Below are 19,615 nucleotides of genomic sequence, written 5' to 3'. Positions count from 1 at the left end.
ACAATTCATATCAAAGCAATTTTCTATCTCTGAAAGCAAGTTTTTAGATTATGGGTTCAATCAGATTATAAACTTTATTTTGGAGGTGAAAATTTGATGATGAACAGCAGTTGGTTAATATGCCCCGTATGTGGAGGAAAAACTCGTGATCAAATACGGTCTCAAAGCAGCTTGTAGAGCACCACAGTTCTCCAAACGATAATTTTAATCGAGTACAGAAAACTATTAAAACCTCGGAAAGCCTTGATTTTCCGGGGATTTGTTGTAGCTAAACGGGTAATCAAATATGTATTACTGTTCACTCCGTTCACAGTAACGTAGCCAAAATTCATTCCAGATTGCCTGCGGCAATGGAATTTTGGCTTGTATGTCTCGGGATTTTGGCATATTCATGCCAAAACACCTCGCGGGACAGTGGCGTGTGAACAGTAACAAATATGTTACAATTAAGTCTGTAATTATTATTAGTCTTTGACATTCCCGCATCTTTTTGATACTATAGAATCAGTAAAAAACTAGCAGACCTCCCATGGGAGAAATCCTATGGGAGGTTTTTGTAACGAGGTGAGGTGTATAATGAAAAAAGAAAACAATTCTGCACATAACCATAACAGAGGAAGCTTTTCCGGAAGGATCGGCTATGTGCTGGCAGTTGCAGGTTCTGCAGTAGGACTGGGAAATATCTGGAGATTTCCGTATCTTGCAGCGAAATATGGAGGCGGAATTTTCCTGCTGATCTATATTCTTCTGACTGCATCATTTGGTTATGTGCTGATCATGTCAGAAACAGCCCTTGGACGAATGACCAGAAAGAGTCCGGTAGGTGCATTTGAGCATTTTGGAAAAACGAAATCATTCAAAATCGGCGGATGGTTAAATGCAGTGATTCCAATGCTGATCGTTCCTTACTACAGTACGATTGGCGGATGGGTAATTAAGTATCTTGTGGAATATTTCAAAGGAAATGTCCAGGCAGTAGCGGAAGACGGATATTTTGGAAACTTTATTTCCGATTCCTGGCAGGTGGAACTCTGGTTTCTGGTATTTGCGGCGCTTGTATTCATCATCATTCTCGGTGGTGTACAGAACGGTGTAGAGAGAATGTCAAAGATCATGATGCCGGTTCTGGTAGTTCTGGCAGTCGTGGTTACAATCTATTCTGTCACACGTCCGGGTGCTGTTGAAGGTGTGAAATATTTCCTGATCCCGAATGTGAAAAATTTCTCCTGGATGACAGTAGTAGCAGCGATGGGACAGATGTTTTATTCTTTGTCCATTGCAATGGGAATCCTGTATACTTACGGTTCCTATGTCCGTAAAGATATGGATATCGAGAGATCTACCACACAGGTTGAGGTTTTCGATACAGGTATCGCAATCCTTGCAGGTCTGATGATCATCCCGGCGGTATTTTCATTCTCCGGTGGAAATCCTGAAACACTTCAGGCAGGACCATCTCTGATGTTTATCACATTGCCAAAAGTATTTGCAAGTATGGGATTTGGTACTGCAACAGGAATCGTATTCTTCATACTTGTATTACTTGCAGCTCTGACAAGTGCAGTTTCCCTGATGGAAACCAGTGTTTCCACATTCATGGACGAACTTCACTGGAGCCGTAAGAAATGCTGCGGTCTGATGGTTGTGATCATGATTGTACTTGGAACCGCATCTTCCATGGGATATGGACTTCTGGATTTCATTCGTATCTTTGGAATGAACTTCCTTGATTTCTTCGATTTTATGACAAACTCAGTAATGATGCCGCTGGCAGCACTTGCAACCTGTATTCTGATTCTTCGTGTTGTTGGTATTGACGGAATGGAAAAAGAAATTGAACAGTCTTCTCCGTTCCGTAGAAAGAAACTGTACAAGGTATTTATTAAATACTTTGCACCGATTTGTCTGATCATTATTCTGTTGAGCTCTATTGCGAATGTACTGGGAATTATCAGTATGTAAGGAAACATATAACTCCTTTTAGGTGGATTGAGTAAATGACTTAAAATCTGCTTAGAGGGAGTTTTTTTATATGGTTTTACAGTTTATGCGAAAAAAATACCGTTTGTGAAATATAAAGATTTGTTTTGAGTCATTATGCTATTCTACAATCAGAAAAAGAATGATGTACCAGAGTGAGTATATTTGATAACGTAAATCAAAAACATCATAGCAAAAAAGACCATATAGGATAAGGTGAGGTTTTAGCATGAGTTTAAAGTATGAAAAAATCATAAATCAAATGACATTAGAAGAAAAAGCCCGGATGATGTCTGGTAAAAATACATGGGAAACCGTGGATTTTCCACAATATGGAATTCCGTCCATGTGTCTGTCCGACGGCCCTCATGGACTACGCAGACAGGCAGGCGCGGGAGATCATCTTGGCTTAAATGCCAGTCTTCCGGCAACCTGTTTTCCTACTGCGGCATCCGTAGCAAACAGTTGGGACGAGCAGCTTGGTGAAGAAATCGGAACAGCACTGGCAGAGGAAGCAGTGACTATGGGAGTAAACGTCATTCTCGGTCCGGGACTGAATATCAAGAGAAGCCCCCTCTGCGGACGAAATTTCGAGTATTTTTCCGAAGATCCATATCACGCGGGAAAAATGGCAGCCGCATATATTCGTGGAATCCAGAGCCTGGGAATTGCAGCCTGCCCGAAGCATTTTGCGGCAAACAGCCAGGAACTTCGACGTATGGCAAATGACTCCGTAGTGGACGAGAGAACTTTCCGTGAACTCTATACCACCGGCTTTGAGATTGCAGTGAAAGAGGGAAAAGCGAAGTCCATTATGTCTTCCTACAATGAAGTGAACGGTATATATGCAAACGAAAACAGCCATATGCTTCAGGAAATCCTTGTGGATGAATGGGGGTTTGACGGTTTTGTAGTATCTGACTGGGGTGGCAGTAATGATCATGCACTTGGTGTAAAAAACGGCAGTCATCTGGAAATGCCGGGGACAGGAAATTCTGGAGTTCACGATATTGTAAAAGCAGTGAAGGATGGTAACCTCATAGAGGAAGTTTTAGATCGGCGCCTGGACGAATTATTAAGTGTAATTTTCGACACCCATCAGGCAACAGAGGAGAAAAAAGGCACATCTTTTGACATCGAAGCACATCATAAACTGGCACGAAAAGCAGCTCAGGAGAGTATTGTACTTCTGAAAAATGAAGACAACATTTTACCTCTGCAGCCGGGAACAAAGGTAGCCGTGATCGGAGATTTTGCTAAGATTCCAAGATATCAGGGAGCCGGTTCTTCTCTGGTAAATCCTGCAAAACAGCCGGAATCTATTCTGGGTGAAATTGGAAACAGCGGTCTGGAAATGATTGCGTTTGAACAGGGATACCGAAGAAACAAAAAGAGTGATGCGAAATTGATCGAGTGTGCAAAAGAGGCGGCAAAAAAAGCAGAAGTTGTGCTGATCTTTGCAGGTCTGGATGAAATCAGCGAGTCAGAGGGATTGGACCGTACTCATATGAATATGCCGCAGGCGCAGAACCTGCTGATCGACGAGATTTCCACAGTAAATCCAAATGTAATCGTAGTTCTTTCCGCAGGTTCCGCAGTGGAAATGCCATGGTATTCCTATGTCAGGGGAATCGTACACGGATATCTGGGTGGCCAGGCAGGGGCTTCGGCAATGCTGAATGTTCTGACAGGAAAAGTTTGTCCATCCGGTAAATTGAATGAGACTTATCCGGTTCACTGCGAGGATAACCCGGTTCTGCATTATTACCCGAGCAAAGAACGCAGCAGTGAATACCGAGAATCTCTTTACGTAGGATACCGCTATTACACAACTGTAGATAAGAAAGTTCGTTTCCCGTTTGGTTTCGGACTCAGCTATACTACATTTAAATACAGTGACCTGAAAGTGGATGACAGCGGAGTTACATTCCAGATCAGAAACACCGGAAAAACAGCAGGGACAGAGATCGCACAGCTTTATATTGGAAGAAAATCAGAAACAGTTTTCCGTCCGGTACGCGAGCTGAAAGGTTTTGCCAGAGTAACTCTGGAGTCAGGAGAAGCAAAGTCTGTACATATTAAATTTGATGACAAAACATTCCGATTCTATGATACAAGAACAAACACCTGGGAAATTGAAACCGGTGACTATAAGATCATGATTGGAAGTGATGCTCAGACTATGCTGCTGGAAGATAAACTTTATGTAGCAGGAACTGTCTCAGAAGGCGGCTATGAGAAAGAAAAAATGCCGGAATATTTTAACGGAAAAATCCGTGCAGTAGACGATGACACATTCCGTCTCCTGTATGGCAGAGAAATCCCGGATGGAAGCTGGAGCGGCGAGATCAGGATGAATGATGCGGTATGTCAGCTTTACTATGGAAAAGGAATCCTGGGAAAAATTTTTTACGGGGTACTTCGGATTCTGTTGAAAATCAGTGAATGGCAGGGAAAGCCAAACCTGAATGTACTGTTTAATTACAATATGCCAATCCGCGGTTATGCGAAAATGACAGGCGGGTTTGTTACTATGGATATGGCGAGAGCACTGACGGAAATGGCGAATGGACACAGGATAAAAGGTACCGCACATCTGATTAAGGCGACAGTAAAAAGAGACTGAAAATAAGAAAGAAGATATCACAAAATATAATGACGGCAGACAGGACTTGGCAGGAAAAAATATGCTGAGTCCTTGTTTGCGTATTATTAAAAAAAGTATGTGGATTCAATTGCGGCAGACAGTGGAAATTGATACAATGAAAAGTAAAGCATGGTGGATAACTCACCACTATAATTTCGAAAATTGAAACGGGGGGAAAGAAAGCAAATGATAAAGATTGCAATAGTAGAAGACGAAGCAATGTATGCAAAACAGCTGCAGGATTTCCTGCGGCAGTACGAGACTGAGAATGGAGAAGCATTTGACATTACAATCTATTCCGACGGAGACCAGATCGTCCATAAATATAAATCACAGTTCGACATCATCCTGATGGATGTAGAAATGAAGTTCATGGACGGCATGTCCGCAGCAGAAGAAATCCGCAAGATTGATACAGAAGTAGTCATTATTTTTATCACAAATATGGCACAGTATGCCATCCGTGGCTATGCAGTAGATGCACTGGATTATGTACTCAAGCCGGTATCTTATTTTGCATTTTCCCAGAGGCTCAATCGTGCGATTTCCAGAATGAAAAAGCGTGAAACCAAGATGATCATGGTAAACATCAAAGGCGGAACCGTCCGGATCAATATTGCAAACATTTATTACATTGAAAGCCAGGGACACACGCTGATCCTGCACACGATCCTCGGAGATTATGAGACGACCGGAGTGATGAAAGAGATGGAACAGAAGTTGCAGGGAATGAATTTCTGCAGAGGAAATAAAGGATATCTGATTAATCTGCAGCACGTAGACGGGATACAGGACGGATGTGCTTTAGTGAAAGGTGAGCAGCTGGTTTTGAGCCGTGCACGTAAGAAAGAATTCATGGAAGCGCTGACAGATTACTGGGGAGAGGTCGTGAAATAATGGAACATATTATGCCGGATATACCGAGAATTTATACCGCAATCGCAGAATGGATGGCATGTATGCTGTTTATTTTGCCTGTCAAGAAACGGTTTGATAATGCGAAAACAGGAGCTTTGATGGCAGTATTTCTGATAGTACAAAGTGTGTTTCTTATGATAACAGGCAGCGTGAAGATCTACTTCTGGATTCCATGTATGATTATCGCTGTTTTGCTGATGATCGGATTCATTTACGGATGCTGCGAGATCAGTCTGCGAGATGCCGGGTACTTTGGAATGATTGCATTTGTGGCAGCAGAATTTATGGCATCTATAGAATGGCAGGTAGTATGTTTCTTCTGGGATGGAACAGTTCCTGCTGTAGCTATACAGGGAGTTGTGCTGGCTGCGATTTATGGATGTGTAGCAGTTATCCTGTATAAAATGCTGCATATGCATCTGCCGAAAGACGGAAAAATGGGAATCAGCATAAAGGAATATATCTCCGGACTTGTGATCGCAATCGCAGTATTTGCAGTCAGCAATATCAGCTTCCTCACAGAAAACACACCGTTTTCCGGAGGGTATTCTTTTGAAATCGGAAATATCCGTACGCTGGTAGATCTGGGAGGAATTGCAATCCTCTATGCACATCTGATCCAGTGCTGCGAACTGCGTGTGCGAAAGGAACTGGAAGCAGTCCAGAATGTGCTCCAGAATCAGTACGTGCAGTATAAGCAGTCACGCGAGAGCATTGAGCTGATCAATTATAAATACCACGATCTGAAACACCAGATCGCAGTACTCCGAAGCGAAGAAGACCCGAAGAAACGAGAAGAATTTCTGAATCGTATGGAAGAAGAAATCCGCCAGTACGAAGCCCAGAATAAAACAGGAAATAAAGTGCTGGATACCGTGCTTACGACTAAGAGTCTTTATTGTGCAAAACACGGAATTACATTCACATGCGTGGCAGACGGAACATTACTGGATTTCATGGATGTTATGGACATCTGCAGCATTTTCGGAAATGCGCTGGATAATGCGATTGAATGTGAGGTAAAGATACCGGAGAAAGAGAAACGTCTGATCCATGTAACAGTATCAAAACAGAAGCAGTTCCTGATCCTGAGATTTGAAAATTACTGCGAAGAAACGCTTCAGTATCAGGAGGGAACACCGGTTACAACCAAGAAAGAGAAAGAATTCCATGGTTATGGATTGAAGAGCATTCAGTATACGGTGAATAAATATGAGGGAGCTGTCAGTGTGAATCTGGAGGATAACTGGTTTGAGCTGAAAGTTTTAATCCCTATTATGCAAAAATAAAAACATATCTGATATGAAGTGACCGGGTTCCAATTTGGAATCCGGTTATTACTATATATAATGCATAAATACATTGGGACAATTTTAGATAAAATATCTAATGCAAAAACAGTTTATGCAGATTTTTTACAGGTTATGCAAATTTTAACCAGAGAAAAAATGATGTGGTAGGATAAAGTCATAAGATCCAAAGAGGAGAAACAGGAATAGGAGGAAAGGAAATGAATTTGGACATGTTAAGAATGGAAGACGTTTATAAGTATGTAATGAAATGTCTTCCATATCTGATTCCGTTTATTATTCTATTAGTAGCGGGAATTGTTATTTTTATTGCAACCAGAAAGGTGAAAGTTGAGAAAAGGAAATTATGGAGAAGTGAATCCTGGATAGCAGTACTGTTATCTTTTGTGCTTGGTGTTACTGGAATTTGCTTTAATCCAATGTATTCATCTATTTGCCTTGTTTTTGCGAAGACAGAAGGCATGACGGAAGAAACGGCGGAAAAAGGAAAACAGTTATGTGAAAAAATTGCAGAAGAGGGAATTGTACTTTTAAAGAATGAAGATAAGACACTTCCATTGAAAGAGAAAAATATCAATGTATTTGGATGGGCATCCACAAATCCGTGTTATGGTGGAACAGGATCTGGTTCCGTTGATACTTCTTCAGCAGTAAGTCTTCTTGATGGACTTAGAAACGCCGGGTTTTCATTAAATGATGAATTGGAAAAATTCTATACAGACTATAATACGGAGCGTATAACTGGAAGTTTGTCAGGAAATACAGACTGGACACTTCCAGAGCCATCTGCTGACAGCTATACATCTTCTATGATAGACGATGCAAAGAATTTTTCTGATACAGCAGTTGTTGTTATTGCCAGAGTTGGCGGTGAAGGTGAAGACTTACCAAAAGATATGGAAAATGCCAATTATAATACCACTGACGAAGGTGCTGGTCACGAAGGAGATTTTGCAGCAGGACAATCTTATCTTGAATTAAGTAAAACAGAAAAAGATATGGTAGATCTTGTCTGCAATAATTTTGAAAATGTTATTGTTATTTATAACAGTGCAAATGCATTCGAACTGGGATGGGTTGATGAATATGAGAATATTAAGGGCGTTTTAAATGTTGCAGGACCTGGACAGACTGGATTTGATGCACTGGGAAAAGTTTTAAGTGGTGAAGTAAATCCATCAGGACATTTAGCAGATACCTATGTATATGATTTGACAGATACTTATAATTATAATAATATTGGTGATTTTAAATATGACAATGTAGAAGAATTTAAAGATATTAATGGACCGGAAGGAACAGATTATAATACAGTATCATTTGTAAATTATGCAGAAAGTATTTATATTGGATACAAATTTTATGAGACTGCAGATGCAGAAGGTCTGATTAAATATGAAGATGTTGTTCAGTATCCATTTGGTTATGGATTAAGTTATACTGCATTTGCTCAGAAAATTACAGATTTAAAGACAGATAGTGATGGGAAAATTACGGTAGAGGTAACGGTTACGAATACAGGAGACGTAGAAGGTAAAGATGCAGTTGAACTGTATTTTACTCCTCCGTATACAAATGGTGGAATTGAAAAATCAGAAGTAAACCTACTGGATTTTGAAAAAACAGATAGTTTAAAACCGGGAGAAAGCCAGACAATTTCTTTTGAATTTGATCAGGACGAGCTGGCATCATATGATGCTAAGGATAAAGGTTGCTATGTGCTGGAAGCTGGAGAATATAACCTTAGTGTAAGAAGTGATTCTCATACTGTTCTGGATTCAAAAACAATAGAAATCGCAGATGAAATTGTATATGATTCAGAAAACCCAAGATCTTCAGATGATACAGCTGCTCAGAATGTATTTGACTATGCTGCAGGAGATGTAGAATATCTTAGCAGAAAAGATCATTTTGCAAACTATGAAGAGGCAACAGCGGCACCAACAGATTATAGTATGTCTGATGAAGTAAAAACGAAATTTTTAAACAATGATAATTATAACTATGAAGACTATAATGATGAATCTGATAAAATGCCCGTAACAGGTGCTGATAATGGCGTAAAACTGGCAGAGTTAAGAGGCCTTGACTATGACGATGAGTTATGGGATAAGCTGCTGGATGAACTGACAGTAGATGATATGGTTACAATGCTCGGAAGTGCGGGATTTTCCACAAAAGAAATCAAAGATATTGGTAAAATAGAAACCTCCGAAATTGATGGGCCAGCAGGACTGCATTCTTTCTTTAATCAAAATAAACAGGGTTCCTGTTATCCGGCATCGAACCTGATGGCATGTACATGGAATAAGAATCTTGCAGAAGAACTTGGAAGTCAGATTGGTGATGAGGCAGTTGAAATTAATGTTAATGGATGGTATGGACCTGCAATGAATATTCACAGATCTGCATTTTCGGGAAGAAACTATGAGTACTTCTCAGAAGATACTGTATTGAGCGGAAGGCTTGCTGCTCAGGAAGTAAAAGCTGCACAGGAAAAAGGGGTTTATTGTTTCCTGAAACACTTTGCATTAAATGACCAGGAAACAAATAGAAATAATCAGCTTTGTGTCTGGGTAGATGAGCAGGCGGTAAGAGAAGGATATCTGAAAGCATTTGAATATGCTGTAAAAGATGGAAAAGCAACAGCAATTATGTCTGCATTTAACTATATTGGAACCGCATGGGCAGGTGCAAGCAGTAGTCTTTTAAATGATGTTCTGAGAGCTGAGTGGGGATTCAGAGGAACTGTTTTAACAGATGCGGCACTTGACGGATATAATTATATTAATGGAGATCAGGCAGTACGAAATGGTGGAGATGCAATATTAAACCCAGATTTTGGAGGAGATACCATTATTCATGATACTGAGAGTGCAACTTCTGTAATTGCAATGAGAAATGCTACACATAATGTGTTATATACCGTGGTGAACAGTAATGCGTATAGCGAAGAAAACAGTGATGCATTTGGATTGATGACATGGGAAAAAATATACTATGGATGTTTGGCTGTTATCTGTATTCTGCTTGTTGGCGCTGAAATAATTACGGTCAGAAGATATCTGAAACGTAAGAAACAGTCACAGGAATTACAGTAAAACAGGTGATGGTCATGGGGAAAAAAATAATAAATTCATGGCAGAGTTTTGCCGACAGACATCCCGGAGCCTCCAAATGGATCCGGGAGGGTGGTCTGTTTGTAATCGTCAGTAATCTGATCACTGTACTGAAATATTTACTCCTGCTGTTCCTGCCACTGGCATTTGCCGGACTGCCGAAGATTGATTTCGGATTTCCAGGAATTGACATTACATTGTTTGGAGAGACATTTAAGTGGAACATTATTGGCTATGATGCACAGCATGGTGGACTTCCTTACTTTTGCGCATACATGGTAGCCATGGTTTTGGGAGAATGCATTAACTTCCCGATTCAGAGGAATTTCGTTTTCCGAAGTAAGGGAAAAGTTGGATATCAGGCGTTCTGGTATCTGATGGCATTCTGTATTGTAACCTGTATCGTAAATTCCATTAACTGCATCTGGGTCGCAGTAGCAGGAATGTTTGTACCGGATTGGTTATACAATATCGGAACTACAGTGCTGAATGGCGGAGTATCAATGGTGGTATTCTTCTTCGTGAATAAGATTATCTTCCCAGAGGGAGCGGCTAAGGAATAACAGTATATATAAGAGATGAAATGATAAAAAATAGGAATATTTAAGGAGAAGGACTTTCTATGGAGATAATAATTCGTGGGAAGTCCTTTTAGGTAAGAGATTTTTTCCAGACATGCAATAGAAATCGATAAAATTTTCCGCTATAATACAGCAATGAATTATCTGACCTTATACGGAAGCAAAGATCAGGCACTTCATCAGGAAGAATGGCTGGCAGGCAAACATGGCAGGAAATCAGCCAATGAATGTGTGAAATGCGGTAAGTGCGAAGAAGTATGTCCGCAGCATATTAAGATCAGAGATGAGATGGAGAAAGTTGCAGCAGAACTTCTTGGAAAATAACATATAATTGTGAGTTGTATTAAGCCTTCTGGATGAATTTCAGGGGGCTTTTAACAACCGTAGCAAGAATTCCCTCACCTCTATAGGTGATGGGATGAATTGCACATTCGAGCATATCTGCTCAAATTCATAAAAAATCGCAAAAACACTTGTTCTGATACAATAAATATATTATAATAGAAAAAAGAACAATATGCTCTTGGAATTTGGACGGTCGAAATAAGCAATAAGTGAGTGTACATAATGAGTTTAGATAATAATTTTCATTCAGTGTTTTTGTTTGATTCTGGTTATGAAATATAGCAGAAAGATGCTGGACGATAAGATGTCAGAGAGAACAAAAGAAATCTTTGAAATATAGCACCTGTTGAAACAATCCATCAGTATATAGAGAGTCAGGGTGAGAAAGATAAACCGGGCAGTAAAAATAAGGATCTATCCAAATAAAGAACAGATAACCCAGATAGAGAAGACGATCGGCTGCAGTCATTTTCTCTATAACCGGATGCTTGCGGATAAGATCCGTCATTATCAGGAAGAAAAAAAGATGCTGAAAAATACGCCGGCCGGATATAAAAAAGAATATCCATGGCTGAAAGAGGTAGATTCTCTTGCGCTGGCGAATGTACAGTTAAATCTGGAAGGGGCTTTCCGGAAATTTTTCCGGGAACCGGAAGTGGGATTTCCGCATTATAAATCAAAAAAACATTCGCGGAAATCCTATACAACGAATATGGTAAATGGGAATATCTGTCTGCAGGACAGGTTCCTGAAATTGCCAAAGATGCAGCCGGTAAAAATAAAACTCCACCGTATGATCCCGGAGGGATGGAAGCTGAAATCAGTGACTGTGAGCAGGGAACCGTCCGGAAAATATTTTGCCAGCCTGCTGTTCGACTGTGAAAACCAAACAGCGGAGAAAAGACAGGCGGAAAAATTCCTGGGGATGGATTTTGCCATGCATGGGATGTGTGTATTTTCTACCGGTGAAAGAGCCGGATATCCCATGTTCTACCGGAATGCAGAGAAAAAACTTGCCCGAGAACAGAGAAAACTTTCCAGATGTGAAAAGGGCAGCCGTAACTATCAGAAACAGAAGAAAAAGGTTGCTTTATATCATGAAAAGATAAAGAACCAGAGGAAGGATTTCCAGCATAAGCTCAGCCACAGCCTTGCAGAAGACTATGACGCAGTATGTGTGAAGGATCTGAACCTGAAGGGGATAGCCTGTTTTAGCTTTGCCCTGAAGGGCAATTGAGCAGGAAGCTCCCACTTCAAAATCTGTAAGATTTAAGTGGCGAGAGCATGTCACAGATTACAGGTTTGACATTTTCATTCAAGGTGTTAAAATATGTTCTAAATAATTTGTTTTTCAAATGAAATGAGTAAAAATACAATTGACTGTCTTAAATGCATTATTTACGAGGATTGCTATAGGACATTAAGAAAAAGACGAAAGTGAGAAAAACTATGGAGGACAATAAAAGGAAAGGTCTTGGAATGGTTCTGGAAGGTGGAGGTATGCGGGGACTGTATACAGCCGGAGTTCTGGATGAGCTGATGGAGCAGGGGATTTATGCAGATTCTACAGTTGGCGTTTCCGCCGGTGCAATTTTTGGATGTAATTATAAGTCCCGCCAGATTGGACGAACCCTTCGTTATAATACCAGATTCTGCAAGGATAAACGATATATGGGATTGAAAAGCTGGATCACTACCGGCGATCTTTACAGCAAAGATTTTGCATATGGGGAGGTGCCCTGGAAGCTGGATGTTTTTGACACAGAGACATTTGCCAGATCACCCATGAAGTTTACGGTTGTATGTACAGATATTGAAACAGGAAAACCCTGCTATCAAGAATGCAGAATGGGAGACAGGCTGGATGTGGAATGGATGCGCGCATCAGCTTCCCTGCCACTGGCCGCCAGACCGGTAAAGTTGAATGGAAGAATGTATCTGGACGGTGGTATCTCAGATCCGATTCCTGTAAACTGGATGCTTTCACAGGGTTATGAGAAAAATGTGGTAGTATGTACCCGTCATCCGGGATACAGAAAAGAACATAATAAGCTGATGCCGCTGATCCGGCTGAAGTTCAGGGAGTATCCGGAGCTTGTAAAGCTTCTGGATGAACGTCATATTCAGTATAATCGTATGCTGGATAAAATCGCATATCTGGAAAAAGAGGGCAGGATCCATGTTATCCGCCCGGACAGAGACATCAGTGCAAAACCGGTTGAGCGTGATCCGGCCCATTTAAAGGAGATTTATGAGGTGGGACGGAGAGTGATGAAAGCTGATATGGAGAAACTGAAGGCGTATTTGGCAGAGTAAAAAACAGAGAAAAAACCATTACATAAAAACAAATTAAAAACAATTCTTTAACCGAATTAAGTGAGTTCCCTGCAGAGCAGTTATTCGGTGTAGAGATACGTAGCAATGTGGATTAAGAATCTGATAAGAAGAAAGATAGATTTGGAAAATTTTATAACCGAATCCATCTTTCTTTTTGTCTGTAGAAATGTTTTTAGTCTGCAAATCGAAGTGAGATGTTATCAGTGAACAGGGGTAGGCAGACTCGTTTGATAAAATATAATGTATAACAGTATAAAACAGTTGACAACAGTTATGCGCTGTTATATACTGTTTGTAGATGGAGGAGAAACATATGCATATAATAATCAATAATTCATCCATGGTACCTATTTATGAACAGATCATAGATCAGATTAAGTCTGCGATTATCAGAGGAGAGTTACAGCCGGACACTGTATTACCTTCAGTACGCAGTTTGTCAAAGGAACTGAAGATCAGTGCCCTGACTGTGAAGAAAGCCTACGACAATCTGGAAGAAGAAGGATTTACCGTCACTGTTCATGGAAAAGGAACCTACGTTGCAGCCACAAATAAAAACCTGATGAGGGAAGAACAGCTCAAAGAAGTAGAACATGATCTGGAGCAGGCAATCATGAAGGGCAGAAGATGTGGACTGAACGATGAGGAAATCAGAAATCTTTTTGAAATGATCATGGAGGACTAAGACATGTTGAAAATCAGTCATTTGCAGAAACATTACAGAGGTTTTTCGCTGGACTGTTCTATGGAAGTACAGCCTGGGATGATTACAGGACTTATTGGAAGAAATGGTTCCGGGAAATCCACCACATTTAAAGCTTTGCTCGGCTTGATTCATCCGGATGGCGGAGAGATAGAGGTCTTTGGGAAAAAGGCAGAAGAGCTTAAGCCGGAGGATAAGCAGAAACTGGCAGTTGTTTTTGCAGATTCAGGCTTCAGTATGTATCTGACAGCAGCGGGCGTGGCAAATATCATGAAAAGCATATATCCGGATTTTGACAGAGAGAAATTCCTGCAGCAGTGCAGAAGATTCAATCTGCCCACAGACAAGAAAATCAAAGAATTTTCCACTGGTATGAAAGCAAAGTTTAAAGTACTGGCAGCATTAAGCCATAAGGCAGAACTGCTGATTCTGGATGAGCCCACAGTTGGTCTGGATGTGATCGCCAGGGATGAGGTGCTGAACATGCTGAGAGAATATATGGAAGAAAATGAAAGCAGTTCTATTCTGATCAGTTCACATATTTCATCAGATCTGGAGAGTCTTTGTGACGATTTTTATATGATCCATGCCGGAAAAATTATCCTTCATGAGGATACAGATGTACTGCTGTCAGATTATGCAGTTCTTAAAGTTGCAGAAGAAGAGTACGAAAAACTGGATCAGCAATACCTTATTAAGATCCGGAAAGAAGCTTATGGATACAGGTGTCTGACAAACCAGAAACAATTTTATATGGAAAATTATCCGGATGTTGTAATTGAGAATGGAAAGATTGATGATCTGGTAGTGATGATGGAGGAACAGGTATGAAGGGATTATTTGTAAAGGATATAGAACTGATGAAACAGCAGAAACAGTTTTTTATCCTGGTTGTTGTAATGGGAGTCATCCTGAATCTGACAGGAAGCGGTAGTGTCAGTTTTGCTGCAGGATATTTTACGATTGTCACAGCAATTTTTGCCATTACAACTATAAGTTATGATGAGTTTGATAATGGTCTTGCATTTCTTATGACCTTGCCGGTTACCAGAAAACAGTATGTGGCGGAGAAATATCTGCTGGGAGCAGGGCTTACGGCTGCAGCGTGGGGAATTGAAGCAATAACGGGAGTGATCTGTAAAGGTGTGGCAGAGCTTCAGGGGTGCCTGAGTGAGAAAATTATTGGCACTCTGATATACATTCCACTGGCGCTTCTTATGTTGTCAGTATCGCTCCCGCTTGTAATACATTTTGGAGCAGAAAAAGGACGTTATATTGCAATGGTCATGTGGGCTATTATAATTGCCGTAGTTTATACTCTGATAAAAACAATGGGACTTTCAGCAGAAGCAGTCGGTGCATGGCTGAATGGACTGAACTGGGGAATGGTATTGGCCGGAGTTGTATTATTTACAGTAATTGTATATATGGGATCTTTTTGGATTGGTGTACGGCTTATGGAGAAGAAAGAATTCTGATGTGTATCGAATATGGTTGTAATTATAAAAGCAGTGTGCTAAAATTGTATCAGCGTAATTGAATAAGCTGTTAAGTGAACACTATCATATGCAGATTTTGTGTATGATAATGTGAGAGGGAATCAGGTGAAATGCCTGAACGGTTGCGGCCACTGTATACAGAAAAAAAGCGGGATTGTAATATGTCATTGCATAAATATGTGAGAAGGCGGAATCCGGCTGTCAGAGAGTATCTGGAAATATTTCTGATACAATATTCATGAACTGCTGAAGCATGGATGTTGTATCAGTTTTTATTTTATGGGAACTTTCTGTGATCTGTGAGTCAGGAAACCTGCCTGACAGCGTAAAGAAGGAGCTTCCGTAAAAAGTATCCGTTATTCTTATCACTTCTATTTTACTTTTTCTGAAGTCTCATCTTTTCGGTTACACGAACAGGTAAATAACATATACGAAAAGAGAGGAAGTCAAATGAAAAACAGGTATTTATCCACAAGAATCATGGCAATTATGATGGCAGCAGCTATGGCAGTTTCCGCAGCTCCGGCAGCTTTTGCAGCAGAGAGAGCAGACTCTGAGACAATCAAAGAGGACAATCAGCCGGCAGCAGATGCAGACTCTGATACACAGGAAGATGCAGACGCACAGGATTCAGCAGATGCAGATAAGACAGCAGACGCAGAAGGTACAAAGACAGAATATCCTCTGACCATCACAACCTATGATTATGATGGAAATGAAATCGAAACAACCTATGAAAAGGCACCGGAGAAAGTTCTTGCTGTATATCAGGGAAGCATTGAAACCATGCTTGCACTTGGCCTGGAAGACCGTCTGGTAGCTACTGCAGGTCTTGACAATGAAGTTCCGGATGAACTTAAAGATGCATTTTCAAAAACAAATTATCTTGATGAATTTACCCCATCCCTTGAGACTGTAACGATGTTGGAGCCAGACATGATCTTATCCTGGAGCTCCCTGTTTTCTGATAAAAATCTCGGAAATGTAACAGACTGGATCGACAAAGGCTGCAACACTTATTACAACACAAACACACGCCCTGACGGAGACAGAACTCTGGAAAATGAATTTACAGACATCTTAAATCTTGGAAAGATTTTTGATGTACAGGACAAAGCACAGGCAATCGTAGATGATGCAAAGGCAGTGATCGATAAAACTCTTACAGCAACAGCAGATGTAGAAGAGAAACCAAGCGTAATGGTTCTGGAACCTCTTGGAGAAGATATCACAAACTATGGTGCAAAGAGCCTTGGTGGAGATATGGTAACACAACTGGGTGCGACTCTGGCAAACCCGGATGCTTCTACAGCAGGAAAAGAAGATATCATTGCAGCAAACCCTGATGTGATTTTTGTTGTATACATGCCATATGCAGGTGATGATCCGGAAACTGTAAAAGAAAGCCAGCTTGCCGTTATCAAGGATGATGAAGCACTTCAGAGCCTTGACGCTGTAAAGAACGGTCGTGTTTATCCGATCATGCTCAGTGAAATGTACGCAAGTGCAACACGTACACAGGATGGTATTGAAACTTTCGCAAAAGGATTATATCCGGATGTGAATCTTGACTGATTGAGGAAATAACAGTGAAAGAACAGGTTTCACAGACAAAAAAAGGCAGTGTGCTCAGGACATCCATGTATGTGGCAGTTCTTATCGGGCTTGCGGCATTTTTGATTTTTTCCATTCTTGCAGCAATCACTTTTGGAAATGCAGATCTGTCACTGAAAGATGTTTACAGTGTCATTGCATATAAATTGTTTCATATCAAAAGCCTGTCCGCCTATGCAGAAGGCGCAGTTCACGATGTTGTGTGGCTGATCCGGCTGCCCAGAGTCCTGCTGGCTCTGGCAGTTGGAATGGCTCTTTCCGTCTGTGGCGTAGTTATGCAGGCGATTGTCCAGAACCCACTGGCAGATCCGTATGTACTTGGTATTTCATCCGGTGCATCCCTTGGTGCAACACTGGCGATCATGCTTGGAGTTGGTGGATTTCTCGGTGGAAACTCAGTTGGTGTTACTGCATTTATTGGTGCAATGGTCACTTCTTTTGCAGTAATTGCCATTGCAAACATGGGCGGAAAAGCTACTTCTGCCAAACTGATCCTTGCCGGAATGGCTGTCAGTGCGGTATGTTCTGCTTTTTCCAATTTTGTTATCTATATTACCAACGACAAAAATGCAGCAACAGAAGTAATGAAGTGGACGATGGGAAGCCTTGCAGGTGCAAGCTGGAGCAGAGCAGGTGTGATGCTTCCTGTTACATTGATCTGTGTGATTATTTTCTGGACGCAATATCGTAACTTGAATCTGATGCTGTTAGGAGATGATGTATCGATCACACTGGGAACTGATTTGCACAGGCTGAGAACCTTTTATCTGATCGTTGCTTCTGTAATGATTGGGTTTGCAGTATATTGTGCGGGTGTGATCGGCTTTGTAGGACTTGTGATCCCTCATGTGATCAGAATCCTGTTTGGAACAGACCACAGAAGATTACTGCCATTAAGTGCACTGCTTGGTGCATCATTCCTGATCTGGTGTGATGTGGCATGTCGTGTGATCCTGAAGAATTCTGAGATGCCGATCGGTGTGCTGGTATCCATTATCGGTGCTCCATGCTTTATTTATCTGCTTGTGCGGAAATCCTATGGATTTGGAGGTAGTAAGTAATGAAAATCACTACAGAAGATATTCAGGTTGGATTTCACGCCAGACAGATACTGAAGGGAATTTCCATAGAGTCAAAGGATAAGGAACTGGTAGGGATCATCGGACCAAACGGAAGCGGAAAATCTACATTATTAAAATGCATCTACCGTATCCTGAAGCCAGATGCAGGTGCCGTTTATCTGGACGGCGAAGAACTCCATTCCATGAGCGTAAAAAGCTCCGCCAGAAAAATGGCAGTTGTGGCACAGCACAATTACTACAACTTTGATTTTACCGTACGGGAAGTCGTGTTGATGGGACGTGCACCTCATAAGAAAGCATTGGAACGGGATAATGCAAAAGATTACCGGATTGTTGAAGAAGCACTGAAAACGGTACAGATGGATGCATTTGCGGATCGCACATTTTCTACGCTGTCAGGTGGAGAGCAGCAGAGGGTTATTCTGGCAAGAGCACTTGCACAGCAGACACCTGCACTGATCCTTGATGAGCCGACTAACCATCTGGATATCACACATCAGATCATGCTGATGGAACTGGTAAAGAAACTTAACGTAACTGTAATATCAGCTATCCATGACCTGAATATTGCGGCGGCATACTGCGATAAGATTTATGTATTGAAAGATGGTGTGCTGGAAGGATATGGAACTCCACAGGAAGTACTCACTCCGGAGCTGATCAAAAGGATTTACCAGGTAGATTCGGAAGTGGTAAATGACAGCCGCGGGAAAATGCATATTCTATTTTTATAATATGATATCAGGGTCAAAAGGTCAGAAAGTCGTTCGTGCTTGCACGATAAGACTTTTGAGCTTGGGACTCGCCAAACATGAGAAAGTAGCAATTTACGTAGTAAATCAGAGGATTTCGAATGTTTGAGTATTGACAGGCCAGAGTCAGGAAAATTTTTGACTCTGGCCTGCTATATATGGAGGAAAAAGATGAATAAGATAGGAATTTTGACGTGTATTCATTCTAATAATGTATGCGCCAGAGTTGGATGCCTGGCAGCATTTCAGAACAGAACCGATTTCTTTCAGGATTATCCGGAAGATACCTGTCTGGCAGCAATGATGACCTGTAACGGATGCAAAGGCGCCAACCCGACAGACCCCATAGAAGACAAAGGAATCCTGGAAAAGATAGACAGACTGGTCAGCGAAAAGATCAGTGCCATCCATGTTGGTGTCTGTCGTCTCCCGGATGGAAAGCATGAATGTCCAAGGATGACACAGATCTGCAATATGATAGAAAAACGTGGAATCAAAGTAGTCAGAGGGACACATAAAGAATAAAAAAGTTTCTATACAATTTATAAAATAAAAAAATATAAAATGCCTTGAATATGGAGCTTAAAATTAATTGTGATATGAAATAAATGAACGTATAATAGCAGAACCCTATTGGATTTCTCTATATCAGTATGTTAAAATAATTAACTGATAAAGCTGACAGATAGAACGTTAAAAAATATATACTGATTATTCATAAGAAAAAA

The 19,615-nt window shown here is 40.9% G+C and carries 17 protein-coding genes and 1 riboswitch; all 17 genes read left to right on the top strand.

The genetic code is table 11. The features are described from left to right. The first annotated feature begins 96 nt into the window (after positions 1-96). The 17 genes from ACTNC0_RS14590 to ACTNC0_RS14510 all read left to right on the top strand — a co-directional run bounded on the left by ACTNC0_RS14590 (position 97) and on the right by ACTNC0_RS14510 (position 19,412). On the top strand, positions 97-177 hold the full coding sequence (locus ACTNC0_RS14590) for a cysteine-rich KTR domain-containing protein (RefSeq protein ID WP_441087956.1): 81 nt from the start codon (positions 97-99) through the stop codon (positions 175-177). Between the two features lie 399 nt (positions 178-576). Further along, positions 577-1,962: a sodium-dependent transporter gene (locus ACTNC0_RS14585; RefSeq protein ID WP_441087944.1), complete on the top strand. Its 1,386-nt coding sequence runs from the start codon at positions 577-579 to the stop codon at positions 1,960-1,962. A gap of 247 nt (positions 1,963-2,209) precedes the next feature. Next, positions 2,210-4,606 (top strand): glycoside hydrolase family 3 C-terminal domain-containing protein, encoded by a 2,397-nt coding sequence (locus ACTNC0_RS14580; RefSeq protein WP_441087943.1) that lies wholly within the window; start codon positions 2,210-2,212, stop codon positions 4,604-4,606. A gap of 207 nt (positions 4,607-4,813) precedes the next feature. Further along, entirely contained in the window at positions 4,814-5,524 is a 711-nt protein-coding gene (locus tag ACTNC0_RS14575; RefSeq protein WP_441087942.1) for a LytR/AlgR family response regulator transcription factor, read from the top strand. After that, positions 5,521-6,834: an ATP-binding protein gene (locus ACTNC0_RS14570; RefSeq protein ID WP_441087954.1), complete on the top strand. Its 1,314-nt coding sequence runs from the start codon at positions 5,521-5,523 to the stop codon at positions 6,832-6,834. The genes ACTNC0_RS14575 and ACTNC0_RS14570 overlap by 4 nt, the downstream gene beginning before the upstream one ends. A 221-nt stretch (positions 6,835-7,055) precedes the next feature. Beyond that, positions 7,056-9,956, top strand: coding sequence for a glycoside hydrolase family 3 C-terminal domain-containing protein (locus tag ACTNC0_RS14565; RefSeq protein ID WP_441087941.1), 2,901 nt, complete (start codon positions 7,056-7,058; stop codon positions 9,954-9,956). A 14-nt stretch (positions 9,957-9,970) separates the two neighbouring features. After that, complete coding sequence (locus tag ACTNC0_RS14560; RefSeq protein ID WP_441087940.1) at positions 9,971-10,537, top strand: GtrA family protein; 567 nt, start codon at positions 9,971-9,973, stop codon at positions 10,535-10,537. Positions 10,538-10,690: 153 nt separating this feature from the next. Continuing rightward, positions 10,691-10,879 (top strand): 4Fe-4S dicluster domain-containing protein, encoded by a 189-nt coding sequence (locus ACTNC0_RS14555; RefSeq protein WP_441087939.1) that lies wholly within the window; start codon positions 10,691-10,693, stop codon positions 10,877-10,879. A 400-nt stretch (positions 10,880-11,279) separates the two neighbouring features. Beyond that, entirely contained in the window at positions 11,280-12,137 is an 858-nt protein-coding gene (locus tag ACTNC0_RS14550) for an RNA-guided endonuclease TnpB family protein (protein ID WP_441087938.1), read from the top strand. Between the two features lie 212 nt (positions 12,138-12,349). Continuing rightward, positions 12,350-13,216: a patatin-like phospholipase family protein gene (locus ACTNC0_RS14545; RefSeq protein ID WP_181977746.1), complete on the top strand. Its 867-nt coding sequence runs from the start codon at positions 12,350-12,352 to the stop codon at positions 13,214-13,216. 334 nt (positions 13,217-13,550) lie between these two features. Beyond that, positions 13,551-13,922 carry a GntR family transcriptional regulator gene (locus ACTNC0_RS14540; protein ID WP_008705927.1) on the top strand — a complete coding sequence of 124 codons (372 nt, stop codon included), beginning with the start codon at positions 13,551-13,553 and terminating at the stop codon, positions 13,920-13,922. Between the two features lie 3 nt (positions 13,923-13,925). Then, positions 13,926-14,771 (top strand): ABC transporter ATP-binding protein, encoded by an 846-nt coding sequence (locus tag ACTNC0_RS14535; protein WP_320813539.1) that lies wholly within the window; start codon positions 13,926-13,928, stop codon positions 14,769-14,771. Further along, positions 14,768-15,418: an ABC-2 transporter permease gene (locus ACTNC0_RS14530; protein ID WP_320813540.1), complete on the top strand. Its 651-nt coding sequence runs from the start codon at positions 14,768-14,770 to the stop codon at positions 15,416-15,418. The genes ACTNC0_RS14535 and ACTNC0_RS14530 overlap by 4 nt, the downstream gene beginning before the upstream one ends. Positions 15,419-15,492: 74 nt before the next feature. Next, positions 15,493-15,774, top strand: a riboswitch (cobalamin riboswitch). Positions 15,775-15,889: 115 nt separating this feature from the next. Continuing rightward, entirely contained in the window at positions 15,890-17,014 is a 1,125-nt protein-coding gene (locus tag ACTNC0_RS14525) for an ABC transporter substrate-binding protein (RefSeq protein WP_020993459.1), read from the top strand. A gap of 14 nt (positions 17,015-17,028) precedes the next feature. Beyond that, positions 17,029-18,114 carry a FecCD family ABC transporter permease gene (locus ACTNC0_RS14520; RefSeq protein WP_320813541.1) on the top strand — a complete coding sequence of 362 codons (1,086 nt, stop codon included), beginning with the start codon at positions 17,029-17,031 and terminating at the stop codon, positions 18,112-18,114. Next, entirely contained in the window at positions 18,114-18,869 is a 756-nt protein-coding gene (locus ACTNC0_RS14515) for an ABC transporter ATP-binding protein (protein WP_008705921.1), read from the top strand. Before ACTNC0_RS14520 ends, ACTNC0_RS14515 begins: the two co-directional genes overlap by 1 nt. 189 nt (positions 18,870-19,058) lie before the next feature. Continuing rightward, on the top strand, positions 19,059-19,412 hold the full coding sequence (locus ACTNC0_RS14510; protein WP_300335297.1) for a CGGC domain-containing protein: 354 nt from the start codon (positions 19,059-19,061) through the stop codon (positions 19,410-19,412). The last annotated feature ends 203 nt before the right edge of the window (positions 19,413-19,615 follow it).

The organism is Blautia sp. HCP3S3_B11, assembly GCF_052064435.1.
Lineage (GTDB): Bacteria > Bacillota > Clostridia > Lachnospirales > Lachnospiraceae > Blautia_A.
This window is presented reverse-complemented; position numbering and strand designations above follow the sequence as displayed.

Excerpts from the sequence above, each read along its gene's own strand:
- ACTNC0_RS14560 (WP_441087940.1), top strand. The coding sequence starts at position 9,971 with ATGGGGAAAAAAATAATAAATTCATGGCAGAGTTTTGCCGACAGACAT.
- ACTNC0_RS14540 (WP_008705927.1), top strand. The coding sequence starts at position 13,551 with ATGCATATAATAATCAATAATTCATCCATGGTACCTATTTATGAACAG.
- ACTNC0_RS14575 (WP_441087942.1), top strand. The coding sequence starts at position 4,814 with ATGATAAAGATTGCAATAGTAGAAGACGAAGCAATGTATGCAAAACAG.
- ACTNC0_RS14580 (WP_441087943.1), top strand. The coding sequence starts at position 2,210 with ATGAGTTTAAAGTATGAAAAAATCATAAATCAAATGACATTAGAAGAA.
- ACTNC0_RS14555 (WP_441087939.1), top strand. The coding sequence starts at position 10,691 with ATGAATTATCTGACCTTATACGGAAGCAAAGATCAGGCACTTCATCAG.
- ACTNC0_RS14585 (WP_441087944.1), top strand. The coding sequence starts at position 577 with ATGAAAAAAGAAAACAATTCTGCACATAACCATAACAGAGGAAGCTTT.
- ACTNC0_RS14530 (WP_320813540.1), top strand. The coding sequence starts at position 14,768 with ATGAAGGGATTATTTGTAAAGGATATAGAACTGATGAAACAGCAGAAA.
- ACTNC0_RS14525 (WP_020993459.1), top strand. The coding sequence starts at position 15,890 with ATGAAAAACAGGTATTTATCCACAAGAATCATGGCAATTATGATGGCA.
- ACTNC0_RS14515 (WP_008705921.1), top strand. The coding sequence starts at position 18,114 with ATGAAAATCACTACAGAAGATATTCAGGTTGGATTTCACGCCAGACAG.
- ACTNC0_RS14590 (WP_441087956.1), top strand. The coding sequence starts at position 97 with ATGATGAACAGCAGTTGGTTAATATGCCCCGTATGTGGAGGAAAAACT.
- ACTNC0_RS14535 (WP_320813539.1), top strand. The coding sequence starts at position 13,926 with ATGTTGAAAATCAGTCATTTGCAGAAACATTACAGAGGTTTTTCGCTG.
- ACTNC0_RS14565 (WP_441087941.1), top strand. The coding sequence starts at position 7,056 with ATGAATTTGGACATGTTAAGAATGGAAGACGTTTATAAGTATGTAATG.
- ACTNC0_RS14545 (WP_181977746.1), top strand. The coding sequence starts at position 12,350 with ATGGAGGACAATAAAAGGAAAGGTCTTGGAATGGTTCTGGAAGGTGGA.
- ACTNC0_RS14510 (WP_300335297.1), top strand. The coding sequence starts at position 19,059 with ATGAATAAGATAGGAATTTTGACGTGTATTCATTCTAATAATGTATGC.